Genomic DNA, 12,699 nt, shown 5'->3' on the forward strand with positions numbered 1-12,699 from the left:
ATCAGGAGTTGGCCGTCAGCCCTCACTCCCTACCCTTGCCAGCGCCAACCTCTTCAGCCCAAATACGACTTCACATCCTCTAGTGTGCCCTCTGCTTCAATTCGTCCATCGCTTAGCACGATGATGTGATCGGCATGATGCAGAATGGTAGGGCGGTGGGACACGACCAGACAAGTAGGGTTCCAAGCTCGATCGACCTTCGAGGCTGAATTTACAGATGAGGACAGTCCAGGCGTTCGCCTGGACAAAAGGCGAGACCACAATTGCGCCTCGGTGTTCACATCCAATGCACTAGAAAGATCATCAAACACCAGTAATTCCGATCGGCGCACAAACATCCGTGCCGCTGCTGCCCGTTGTAACTGTCCGCCAGACAGCCGCATTCCTTTTGGACCCACTGCGGTTTCTAATCCATGTGCCATCGTTGCCAAGTCAGCATCAAACACGGCTAACTCGATCGCCTCTTTTAAGGACGTATCATCCCGATGCAACCCCAGTAGCAAATTCTCCCGAAGCGTATGGCTAAACAATTGCGGCACCTGTGGTGTATAAGCACTGCGGGGCGGCACAAAAAAAGTAGCCGGATCGAGAACCAACCGTTGATTCCAATAGATCTCCCCTGCCTGCTTTGGTAATAATCCTAACAACACCCGCAATAAAGTCGTTTTGCCTGAGCCAACTCGTCCCGTAATCACCGTCAAGCTACCGCGCTTCAGGGTGAAATGAATATCAAAAATACCGCGATCGGGCGATCGAGCAGCAGAGTAACGATAGGTGAGATTTGTAACCACCAGTTCTTGCAACGGCAATGTCTCGTCTTCGAGGGGTTGATCTAGAGGTGGCAACCCAGGAGAACGCCCCCACAGATCGTTGAGATAAAGTGGTTCAGGAGCAACAAGTGCCAGGTCGGAAGTTGTATCTTTTTGGGTATTTGGTTTAGTTAACACTGTATCTTGACTAGGAGAGGGGTGATTGCTTTGCGATGGTTGAAAAGAATTATCTGCTGTAATCAACGCAGTCATCCGCTCAAAGGATACTTCCGTTTGCTTTGACAATGCCAAAAAGCCACCGAGGTACCACAAAAACTCGGTCACAAAAGACAGATAGTAAACGAATAAGGCAAAATCTCCAACGGTTAGCGTTGCCTCGCCCCTCGCCAGAAATTGAGCCGCGATCAACAGAATTAGCCCTGTACCTACATTGACCAAATTTTCTAGAACGGAATTTAGTAGAGCCGTGAAAACGTGATCGCGTACCATCACTTGGCGGCGTTGCTCGTTTAGTTGTCGCAAGCGATCGAGCACAGCGACTTCAGCCCCAGCTACCTGAATCGCTTGGATGGCATTAAACATTTCACCGATGTGCCCCGTCACTTGCTGCGTGGCTTGGCGGCTAACCCGACGATAGTTTTTAATGCGCAGTTCGGCTCGTTGGACAATTGCAGCAATCGCCACTAGTGGCAAAACCACAAACAGCGTCAATTGGACATTCACGCTCATGAGAATCAGCAGTGATATAACGGCAAATACGCCATTACCAAACACTTCATTGGTTCCCACCACATTGTCTTCAATTTGAGCCGCATCTTCTCGAAAAAAGCTGATCACTTCACCTAGTGCAACAGGTTTGCTGTGATTGGGTAACACTAGCGGTTGTGCTCCAGGACGCCGTAGCAACTGAGCGAGTAAGTTGTGCTGCAACAGGGAACTCATGGTGAAGCGATGCTGCGTTTTAGTAATACGTCCAATAAAAATGGCAACGATGCGGGCCAAACCTGTGGCAATGAAAAGAGCAATTAGGGCGATTGGTGATAGATTTAATTGAGATTCACCAGTGAGCGTATTGAAGAAGGCTTGAATGATTAACCCAGGAATGGCAGGCAACCCCATAATAAACATCCACAGGAAGCTATCTAGTAAATACAGCTTCAGGGCATAGTGAATCATGTGCCACAGCAGTTGCCAGATCGGGACTCGATGAGTAGGGGTCATTCCTTAGCCTATTAAATGAGAGTAATTATCAAATGTTTGCGATCGAGCGTCAATGGTATCTCCCCTATCTCTGATCTCTCTTCCTGCTTTCGTTAACCTCTAGATGCTTTTAGGACGTTGGGTTCCCGACAGTTTCTGACAAGTTTCCGACAGTTTATTTTGTGTCTACTCGCGGCTTGCATTAGTCCATTCTTCTACTACGCTTTTTTAGTATTAAACGTATAAAAACCTGGTAAAAACCTAGAAGTTTATGCCAGCCATTGCCGTGTGTTCCCCTTACTCCAAGTAATTCATCTCATGTCCACGTTGATGCTATCGTTGGCGGCAGCGGTTTCTAAACAAGTCAAGACACGGTTTATTCGTCAAACTCATCACGCCGAAGCCGCTCAAGATGCTTTTTTGCGCACATTGCTGCAAGCACACTGCCAAACGGAGTTTGGACGTGAACTAGGGTTGGTGGACATAAAAACGATCGATCAATTTCGCGATCGCGTCCCCATTTCTTCCTACAGCGACTACGAACCCTACATCGATCGCATTGCCAAAGGCGAGCGCAATATCCTGACTCCTGATCCGGTGATTTACCTGAGTTTAACGAGTGGCTCGACTGGAAAGCAGAAGCTGATTCCGATTACGCCCCGATCGCGACGGTTTCGCAGTTACGTCAATCAAGTCAGTGCCGGATTCATTGCTGAAGCAGCCCAGCGTCATCAGCGCCCCTTGGGAAAAATGCTGTTGACTAGTTCGTTGCAATTGGTGGGTCACACCAGCAGCGGTATTCCTTACGGGCCCATCAGTGCGGGAGATTTACGCCTCAACAGCACGTTATATCGTCAAGTCTTTGCGCATCCATTTGATGCGCTGAAACCTGCCGATAGCTTGGCGCGTCATTATGTCTGCCTGCTATTTGCCCTTGGCGATCCCCAGACTCGCGTGATTGGGGCTAATTTCCCTGTGTTAGCCCTGAGATTAGCCGATTATTTGGAATCCTATGCCGACGACTTGATTCACGATCTCGAAACGGGAGAAATTGCCTCCTGGTTAAAGCTAGAGCCGGAACTACGAGCCAAGCTAGAGCGACGGTGGTTTCCCAACCCCAACCGCGCTGCCGAACTCCGGCATATTCTTAAAACTGAAGGACGTTTAACCCCGCGATCGGCTTGGAACTTGTCACTGCTTATCACTGCACGGGGCGGCACATCTAATTTCTACTTTGAGCGCTTTCCCGCTTATTTTGGAAATACTCCAATTTTTGGCGGGCTATATGCCTCGTCTGAAGCCGCTTTCGGCAGCTATTACGACTTCAACCAAGATGGAGCCATTTTGGCGATCGATACTGGGTTTTTTGAGTTCATTCCCGAGGATCAGTGGTACGTTAGCCAACCTCAAACGGTGTTAGCTAGCGAAGTGATTCCCAGCCAATGCTATCGAATTTTAGTCACCAACTACAACGGGCTTTATCGCTACGACATTGGCGATGTGGTGGAAGTATTAGGGTTCTACAATCAAGCCCCCATCATTGTGTTTCGGCATCGCTTGGGCGGAATGCTGTCATCGATCACCGAGAAGACAACTGAATTTCACGTGATGCAGGTCATGCAACAACTTCAGCAAGAATTTCACGTCACGTTGGAAAACTTTTGTATCACCTTGTCTGAACAAGACATTCCCCCCCATTACTTGGTCAATATTGAACTTGCACCCGGATCGCTGTTACCAGATCCAGTCAGCTTTATTCACCAGTTCGATCGCCATTTGCAAGCCATTCATACCTCCTATGCTATTAAACGTCCCGATCAAATTCCCGCACCCCGTTTGCGCATTTTAGCCCCTGGTAGTTTCGCTATCCTTCGCCAACGGTTACTACAACGTGGTATTCCCGAATCTCAATTGAAGTTTCCTCACATCAGCAACGATCGACAGTTTCTAGCGGGATTGACAATTGAACAAGAGGTGGAGGTAGAAGAAGTTAAAGATGATTGGGCCAGATACTTTTAGCTTTTAGCCTGTTTAATCACACAGTGAGGAGTTTATGAAAGGAATCCTACAAGAGAAACTAAACAAAATTGAAAGTATTCGCCCTGAGAAATTTGCTTTCGTTAAAAAGATAGAAGCCCTAGTTCCACACTATTCGCTGGTTGGCGATTCCGTGTTCTTTTCAAAGGACTATTTTCCGTGGGCAGAAGAGCTAGAAGCCAACTGGCAGGTCATTCGTCAGGAACTCGACCAAATTATGGTCTATGCCGATGCATTGCCCAACTTTCAAGACATTTCACCTCGGCAACACCGCATCTCGCCAGATAATCTGTGGAAAACATTTTTCTTCTGTGCTTTTGGCTATCGATCGCAAACAAACTGTGAGCGCTGCCCTGAAACGGCCAAGCTGCTACAAAAAATCCCCGGATTGAAGGTGGCCTTTTTCTCCATCTTGGCCCCTGGCAAACATATTCCTGAACATCGCGGCAAGCACAAAGGACTGATTCGCTGTCACTTAGCCCTGAAAGTTCCTGAGCCTAAAGAAAACTGTTGGATTCGCGTTGCCGATCAGATAGCCCATTGGGAAGAAGGCAAAACCCTGTTCTTTGACGATACCTTTCCCCATGAAGTCCGCAACGATACCAACGATTATCGTGTTGTACTATTTCTAGACATTGCCCGGCCGCTAAAATTTCCGCTGTCATTGGTGAACTGGCTTGTAAATAGTCTGGTTGGCATTTCGCCGATCGTTCAAGTTGCTAAGGGCAATCACGAAAGTTGGGAACAACAATTTGAAAAAATGCTGCGATAGGGAAGCCGGGAACCGGAAAAAGGATTAGTGCCGGCGTTGCTGATCGAAACCAACCCCAATCCCTGATCCCCAGTTCCCCAATCCCTACTTCTTTGCCTGCGCCAAACTGACAAAGCTGGCAGCCGCTGCAATCACTCCAGCCGCATAAAACACAGGTGGCAAGCCAGCGTACTTCCAAATGGGACCCAAAATGACAGGGGAAGCAAATTGCCCCAAGGAATTAAACCCCGTGCCGATCGCTAGCACGGTTGTTTTAGAATCTGCAGGGGATAGATCTGCTAGCTTATCGTAGAGATTAGGAGTGATGATGCCAAATCCGGCTCCAAACAAAATGGCGGTAGGGAGGATCAGATAAAGTTGGGTGAGGAAGGGAATCGTTACTAGGGTCATCGACATGAGGCTGAAGCCAAATGCAATGGCACGGTTTCGTCCCATACGACGGGCAATGCGGCTGGCTCCAAACGCTGAAACGATCGCCGCTCCCACCAACCGAACGGCTAGCACTAGGCCATTTAATTCTGGCTCTGCACCAATGGCTTGCTTTAAATACAGCGGTGTATAAATGACAACTGCATAGACAATCATGGCGGCTGCACCAATAAATAGGTACAGCGCGATGATGTTAGGATTGCGGAGCAGTTCTTGCAATTGCTGGGTCTGGTTGCCATCACCCAGAATGGAGGGCGATCGCCCCCGCCGCTCCCTCAAGCTGAAGGCAGCCACAACCGCCAGCGGCAGCCCCAGCCCATAAAGATAAAAAGCATACTGCCAACCCATACCCCCAGCCCAACCCCCCAATAGCGGAAAGAAGATTGCCGAGGTCGTCATGATACTGGTGGCATAGCCCAAAATTCGCGATCGAGCTTCTCCGTCATACATACCGCCCAGTAAGCCGATCGTTGCCGCCGCTACTCCACCGCTGGCTGCTCCCAACAGCCCACGACTTGCTAGCAACAGGGGCATGTGCGTAAAAAACGCCGTCGATACGCCAAATACGGCATAAAGCATCAGGCAAGGAATCAACACTTTCAACTTACCGACGCGATCGGCCACAAGACCCATCAACGGTGTACAAAGTGCCGAGGTCAGGGCATGAAGACTAACCAGGGTTCCGGCCCAGCGTGGATCAAGCTGAAGCTGCTGCACCATTTCGGGCAATACTGGAGAAACTACCCCACCTGTCATAGTGGTTAAGCAGCCGGCCGCCAACAAAATTAGAAGCTGCTGGCGGTGGTTCCAAGCAGCAGTTCTGAAGATTCCTGTTCGAGACGTTTTACCAACAGGGAGCATAACCCATTTTTTCAAGAGTACTCCTACGATAGAAGACTGGGCTGAACTCTCTGTTCCGCCATAGGACAGTAATCGCAATCGGTGACGAGTGTCCTAGTCAAGGTGCAGTGGCGGTTTAGAACCAGATGCAAGAACTATTTCAAAATCTGGTACAGAAGAACAAAATCGCTTTAGCGGATGTCATAAAGATAGAGGTTATAAGAATATCTTGAGAGTTTGTGAGATGCAGCAAGAATGAACTGTTCAGATGCATAAGGTTCGTAGTAAAGTGGCACACAGCCGTCTAGGGGACAGAACTTGAAGCGGTATTGTAAAGATCTCTCACGTTGGGTTTAGGTTAAGCATCGATGGAACTGGCAGTCACCCTTAAGAGTCAGACAATCCAGAACAAAGTTCGTGAGGTTGGTATTAATGAAAACAATTGGTATCCTGTCGCTTGGGCTAATACGCTAAAGCCAGGTGAAGTGATACCTGTGACAATTTGGCAAAAATCGATCGCCGTTTATCGAGACAATCACGGTCAGGTTCATGCCCTGGAAAATGCCTGCCCCCACAAAGGCATTGAACTGCATCTCGGCGAGATTCAGGGCGATCGAATTGTCTGTCCCTATCACGGTTGGGAATTTGATGGTGACGGTCAATGCGTCAACATTCCCTATTTCCCCAAGGAACAGAAGCTGCCATGCGCGCAGGCGCGTAGCTATCCGGCAGAAGACCGTTACAGTGTGATTTGGGTGTTTCCGGGTGATCCAACCTTGGCAACCGAACGGCAAATTCCAGATGTGCCGGAATATGCTGATCCAAATTGTCTGATGATTCCCATCACGGGTGTATTCAGGGCGCATTTTTCCATCTGTAACGAAAACACTATGGATGTGTTTCATGGGTTCTTGCACAAAAACCTGCAAGGTTGGTTTGATCCAATCTTGCTGAAGTTGCAAGACGGTGATGATTTTGTCAAAGCTGATTATCGCGTCTCCTATCAGGGAATTCTCACCCGCTTTTTGGGGATCGATCGAGATGGATCAGGCGTAACCACTCGCACCGTTTCAATTCACTATCAATATCCGCACTACCACAGCACAATGGAAGGGGTGTCGTCGCTCTATTTGATGCGCTTGCCCGTTGGCCCAAACGAAACGCGATCGTTCTCGCTGCTATTTTTGCCCAAGATTCGCCTGCCAAAGTGGTTGCTTCGTACAATCAAGCCAGTGATGGTTCCATTGGTGCGACGGTTCTTATTCATGCGGTTTTTGGAACAAGATGTTGGCATGATGGAAAGTGAACAGCGGACATATCGTGCTAACCCCAATCGCCGTTATGTAGAGGTGAACCCAGCGATTATCGCGCTTCAGCGAATAATTGTCCGGCAATATGAAACTTTTGTGCAACAATCTAGTCAATCGCCATTTCATTCACAGCAGAGTTCACACACCTCTGCACCGATCGCTGGGTTGGCAACATCTGTTTCCACAGAGCGCGGTTGACTCATGAGTTGTTGACAAGCTGAATTGATAGAGCGATCGTTGGATGTGACTGTGGTGTAACTGTACCAATACAAATGTTTGAGGATTTCAATCTGTGGCAATCTGGTGAGTAAATTTTTTTGCATTGAGACTTCATAACTCAGTAGTGACGAAGTGACTCCAACAGTGAGGATATTGATCTTTATATAAGTCTGGCGATGGGCTTCGATCTGAATTGCTGTGCCTCGTTGAGATGGTTGCAGTTCAGTCACCAACGTAATCAGCGGTTTCAACGAACTTAAGGTGAGGGGAGTTTACTGTGCAAGTTGTCAAGGAATACATTCAGCGCGTAGACGAAAACGGGCTTTTACCAGATGAGTACGTCTGCTATGCCAGACAAGGAAATCTGGTTGATATTGAAGAAGCAGCCACCAGCACTCGTCGAACGGTTTTAACGTTTTGCACCAATGACGTTCTGGGGTTAGTTCAAAACAAAGCGGTTCAACAAGCTGCGATTGATGCCATCATGCAGTATGGCACGTCCAACAGCTCTACCGGCCCCCTCAGCGGTCGCATCGATCTGCATCGTCAGCTTGAGCGAGAAATTTCTGCCTTCAAGCATTTGCCCTACACTCAACTATTTTTGAATGCTTGGATGGCGATGCAAGCGTTGATGGATGCCTTTTGTCATTTAGCCATTCCGGTGCCCGGGTTTCAAAATACTCGTGAGACATTGATTCTAACGGATGTTTTAAATCATGGCTGTATTGTCTCCGCGCTGGCAAATGCCGGCAATCGATCGGGTAAGCTGTTTAGCCACAGTCCTCGTGTGCGGATTCGTGCCTATCGCCATTGTGATATGGAGGATTTTGCTCGCAAGCTAAAGCGCTATGCCCGACCGGATGACCGGATCATGGTTGTTTCGGATGCGGTCTTCTCGATGGATGGTGACATTGCGCCATTGCCCGACATGATCGATATCCTGTCGAACTATGATGGCAGTGTGTTAGTGATGGATGAGGCCCACGCTAGCGGGGCGTTGGGGGCGTCAGGCGGTGGGATTTATGAGCACTTTGGGCTGTTGCCGCAGCAGGCGATCGAACGCGGTATTTCTCCGCTCATTATGACCACCTTCTCTAAGTTCGCAGCCTCGGCCGGGGCCGCCATCAGCAGCCATGTAGCCGAACTGATTCCCTTACTCAACTGTTCGCCGACCTCGATCGGCACCATTTCTTTGCCAGCGCCCACCACCGCCGCCGCCCTAGAAAGCATTCGCCAAGTGCGGCAGCATCCTGAATTGGTGCAGCGTCTCCAGGAAAATACCAAGTACCTCCGCGCGCTGCTGCTTGAACATGAGTTTGATGCGATCGGCGAAACCAATGTGATTCCTGTGATTTTGCCGCCCGAAATCAATCCCAAGTACTTCGCTCGCAAGCTGATGCATGATCATGGCATTTGGGTGTCACCAATCTGGTTTATTGCCAAGCCTCGTCTGCGCATCACCGCTAATGCGTTGCATACGAAAGATGAAATCGATCGGTTGGTGGCGGGCATGGCTGAAGTACGCGATGCCATTTATAACAAAACTACGACCATTAGCGCCTGAAGCAGGGGCGAAGCATTGGTAGCAGCCTCTCCATAGCACCCATTCCAATAGTTGCAGCTATTGCGGTGTCACGCTTCGCCTCTCTGGATCAGGTCAACGTTGAGGAGCCAAAATCAGGGGGCACATCCTGCCAACGGCCTTGCCCCACGGCACGGATTGCTTCTTTCAAAGAAACCGCCCCCGTATATAAAGCCCGGCCGACGATCGCCCCCGTCACACCTAACGGCTCCAGCGACAAGAGGCTGAGGAGATCAGAGGTAGAACTGATGCCGCCCGACGCAATCACAGGAACAGCCACGGCACTGGCTAATGCGCGCAAAGCACCCTTATTGGGGCCTTGCAGCGTTCCGTCTCGGTGAATATCTGTATAAATAATGGCAGCCACTCCGGCGGCGGCCATTTGCTGAGCCAACGTTACGGCTTCAACGTCTGAGGTTTCCAACCAACCCCGAGTCGCTACCTTGCCGTTGCGGGCATCAATGCCTACCACAATTTGACCAGGAAATTCTTGGCACAGGTGCTCGACTAATTCCGGTTGCTCTACAGCCACGGTTCCCAAAATGACTCGACGCACGCCCAGCGCCAGCAGATCTGCCACGGCCGATCGATCGCGCAAGCCCCCCCCCACCTGCACAGGGATCTCAACCGATCGCACAATTGCCGCGATTGCCTGCTGGTTCACTGGGTGGCCAGCTTTTGCTCCATCCAAATCTACTAAATGCAGCCAAGTCGCGCCCTGTTCTGCCCATTGCTGGGCGACTGCCACCGGATTGTCATCAAACACCTGTGATTGCGCATAATCCCCTTGATACAGCCGCACACACTGGCCCTCTAGCAGATCGATCGCGGGAATAACATCCATAATTTACGTCCTAAGTTTCACTTTCCCTACTGTATTCACAAAGAAGGTAAAAGGTAAAAGGAACCCACCACTGGTTAGAAATAGGGCAGAAATAGGGCCGTCCACCCTCATAGCCTTCATCCTTTTCCCTTTACTCCACCAGATGATGCTCAATTGCATACCGCACCAACTCTGCCCGGTTGTTGGTATCTGTTTTGCGAAGCAAGCTACTGACATGTTTTTCGACGGTGCGCGGGCTGAGGTGAAGTCGTTCGCCAATTTGAATGTTGGATAAGCCTTGCACTAGCACCGCCAGCACTTCTTGTTCTCTGGGGGTTAAATCCAACGTTAGTAATGCAACCTGTGTAGCGATCGCATCCGGCAGACGCGGTTCTTCAGAGTCATTGGGTCGCACTCGTAGCCGCCATTCCGACTCAATCAACTGAGAGCGTTCCAATAGATTACGAACGATTGCACCCAACTCCTCGAGTTCAAACGGTTTGGGCAAATAAACATCACACCCCAATTGGTAAGCCCGAATCCGTTCTTCTACATTGGTCCGCGCTGTCAAGAAAATTACGGGCAACAGACGAAAGGTTGGCTGTCGGCGCACTTGTCGTACCAACTCATAACCATCCATTAACGGCATGGTGATGTCTGTCACAACGAGATGCGGCTGATATTGCTGCACCATTTCCAAAGCTTTTCGACCGTTTTCTGCGGAAACGACCGAATATCCACACAGCTCAAGGTAGTCGCTAATCGACAGTCGCGTTCCCAGGTCATCATCAGCAACAAGAATGGTCAGTGGCATGGAGGTAGCAAACGCGATAGGAAGACGTAAAAGAGCACAAAGGCTCAGCAAATTCAGAGTTAGATGCTTTGACTTGGCACAACCCAAAAGACTCGTCTCTGTATGAGTTCTAATCCTAGCCTAAGCCAATATCAACCGATTCGGTTTCCTTCTATCTGTAGAGGCGTATTAATTAGAAACGTTATTCAATAAAGTTAGTTACGGTATTTGTATAAATATTAAGAAATAACAAAGTTTTCGATCGTTAGAGAGACCTGAAATGCGATGGACAGGAGAAAAACTGACACATTTGCCTCTGTTGCAGGGTCGAGCAACAACGAGAATGAGGGCGATCGCAAGCCATTACCAACCTAGACATACTGTAAAAATTCTTTACATGAGAACGGACATAGTACTATCTGGTTGGTTTTCGACGGCTAGAAATTAACCCAATTGGTTTCTGTGGTGTAGGAGATCGCAGGCGTGCAAGACAATCTTTCGCTAGAACAAACGAGCGCTCATCGCCATCATCCAGATCCCATTCGGATTGGTGTTATTGGCGTTGGCAACATGGGTCAACATCATGCTCGCGTCCTCAGTTTATTGAAGGATGTTGAGCTAGTTGGCATTTCGGATATTAATGTGGAACGCGGTTTAGATACAGCCAGCAAGTATCGCGTTCGATTTTTTGAAGATTACCGTGACTTGTTGCCTCATGTGGATGCGGTGTGCGTGGCTGTTCCCACCCGGTTGCACTATGCCGTAGGAATGCACTGTCTGCAAGCGGGGGTGCATGTATTAATTGAAAAACCAATCGCCGCTAGCATTGCCGAAGCCGAGTTACTGGTGAATGCAGCTGCTGAATCTCATTGCATTTTGCAAGTGGGTCATATTGAGCGCTTCAACCCGGCGTTTCAAGAACTCAGCAAGGTTTTAAAAACAGAAGAACTGTTGGCCCTTGAAGCTCAACGCATGAGTCCATATTCCGATCGAGCGAACGATGTATCGGTCGTGCTGGATCTGATGATTCACGACATTGATTTGATGTTGGAGCTAGCGGGTGCGCCAGTGGTGAGACTAACTGCCAGCGGTAGCCGTGCCGCTGATTCAGGATATTTAGATTATGTCACCGCCATTCTAGGCTTTGCGAATGGTATTGTTGCGACCCTGACCGCCAGTAAAGTTACGCATCGCAAGATTCGCCGCATTGCCGCCCATTGCCGCAATTCTTTAACTGAAGCTGATTTTCTCAACAACGAAATCCTGATTCATCGTCAAACCACGGCAAACTACTTAACCGATCATGGGCAGGTGCTCTATCGCCAAGATGGATTAATTGAGAAGGTTTACACCAGCAATATTGAGCCACTCCACGCCGAACTTGAGCACTTTGTCCATTGTGTACGAGGTGGCAATCAACCCTCGGTGGGCGGCGAGCAAGCTCTTAAAGCGCTGCGTTTGGCTAGTCAAATTGAGCAAATGGCTTTAGATGGGCAAGTGTGGCAACAACCCGACCTTAGCGATATGTATGCCAATGTTTCAAAGGTGACGGTTCCTTGAGCCTCGTTCATCTTAATACACGTTCATCTCAATGCACTAGTTCGGACACTTTTTGTGCCAGATCACCCTCATTCCCCAACCCCTTCGACCCAAAAGGGTGAAAGAGCGCCAGATTGAAGTCCTCCTTCCACGTTGAGAGAGGGGTTTAGAGTGCGGGCTGAAATTTGTAGTGTGGCAAGGGTCTTCAGCATTTCCACGCAAACTGTTTAAAGGATTGTTATTGTTAATAGTACTCATACCGGACTACCCCACTGCTGGCGGCACCTCTCCTGACTAAGGGAAGGCTAGGAGAGATCTGAATCTGTTGCGGTCATCATTTCTTTTGGTATGAGAGGCATTTACCGTTCATTCGTATAGATCGCCT

Annotated in this window: 9 protein-coding genes; 5 read left to right on the top strand and 4 right to left on the bottom strand. The window is 49.2% G+C overall.

Annotated elements, in window-relative coordinates; all coding sequences use genetic code 11:
• Positions 1–53 precede the first annotated feature (53 nt).
• Positions 54–1,991, bottom strand: coding sequence for an ATP-binding cassette domain-containing protein (locus OXH18_RS10205; RefSeq protein WP_268612628.1), 1,938 nt, complete (start codon positions 1,989–1,991; stop codon positions 54–56).
• Between the two features lie 297 nt (positions 1,992–2,288).
• On the opposite strand from OXH18_RS10205, the gene OXH18_RS10210 reads away from it, so the two are divergent.
• Together OXH18_RS10210 and OXH18_RS10215 are read left to right on the top strand one after the other, a co-directional pair.
• Positions 2,289–3,989 (top strand): GH3 auxin-responsive promoter family protein, encoded by a 1,701-nt coding sequence (locus OXH18_RS10210; RefSeq protein ID WP_268612630.1) that lies wholly within the window; start codon positions 2,289–2,291, stop codon positions 3,987–3,989.
• A gap of 34 nt (positions 3,990–4,023) precedes the next feature.
• Entirely contained in the window at positions 4,024–4,779 is a 756-nt protein-coding gene (locus tag OXH18_RS10215; protein WP_268612632.1) for an aspartyl/asparaginyl beta-hydroxylase domain-containing protein, read from the top strand.
• Between the two features lie 84 nt (positions 4,780–4,863).
• Here the strand turns inward: OXH18_RS10215 and OXH18_RS10220 are convergent, their stop codons facing one another.
• Positions 4,864–6,084 carry an MFS transporter gene (locus OXH18_RS10220; RefSeq protein ID WP_268612634.1) on the bottom strand — a complete coding sequence of 407 codons (1,221 nt, stop codon included), beginning with the start codon at positions 6,082–6,084 and terminating at the stop codon, positions 4,864–4,866.
• Between the two features lie 332 nt (positions 6,085–6,416).
• On the opposite strand from OXH18_RS10220, the gene OXH18_RS10225 reads away from it, so the two are divergent.
• Positions 6,417–7,556 (top strand): aromatic ring-hydroxylating dioxygenase subunit alpha, encoded by a 1,140-nt coding sequence (locus tag OXH18_RS10225; protein WP_268612636.1) that lies wholly within the window; start codon positions 6,417–6,419, stop codon positions 7,554–7,556.
• A gap of 298 nt (positions 7,557–7,854) precedes the next feature.
• Positions 7,855–9,141, top strand: a complete 1,287-nt coding sequence (locus OXH18_RS10230; protein ID WP_268612638.1) for an aminotransferase class I/II-fold pyridoxal phosphate-dependent enzyme — start codon at positions 7,855–7,857, stop codon at positions 9,139–9,141.
• An 88-nt stretch (positions 9,142–9,229) separates the two neighbouring features.
• On the opposite strand, the gene hisA is transcribed toward OXH18_RS10230, so the two are convergent.
• Positions 9,230–10,003 carry a 1-(5-phosphoribosyl)-5-[(5-phosphoribosylamino)methylideneamino]imidazole-4-carboxamide isomerase gene (gene hisA / locus OXH18_RS10235; protein WP_268612640.1) on the bottom strand — a complete coding sequence of 258 codons (774 nt, stop codon included), beginning with the start codon at positions 10,001–10,003 and terminating at the stop codon, positions 9,230–9,232.
• Between the two features lie 130 nt (positions 10,004–10,133).
• Positions 10,134–10,796 (bottom strand): response regulator transcription factor, encoded by a 663-nt coding sequence (locus tag OXH18_RS10240; RefSeq protein WP_268612642.1) that lies wholly within the window; start codon positions 10,794–10,796, stop codon positions 10,134–10,136.
• A gap of 549 nt (positions 10,797–11,345) precedes the next feature.
• On the opposite strand from OXH18_RS10240, the gene OXH18_RS10245 reads away from it, so the two are divergent.
• Positions 11,346–12,335: a Gfo/Idh/MocA family protein gene (locus OXH18_RS10245; RefSeq protein WP_268613159.1), complete on the top strand. Its 990-nt coding sequence runs from the start codon at positions 11,346–11,348 to the stop codon at positions 12,333–12,335.
• The last annotated feature ends 364 nt before the right edge of the window (positions 12,336–12,699 follow it).

The sequence above is a fragment of the Thermocoleostomius sinensis A174 genome, from assembly GCF_026802175.1.
Lineage (GTDB): Bacteria > Cyanobacteriota > Cyanobacteriia > Elainellales > Elainellaceae > Thermocoleostomius > Thermocoleostomius sinensis.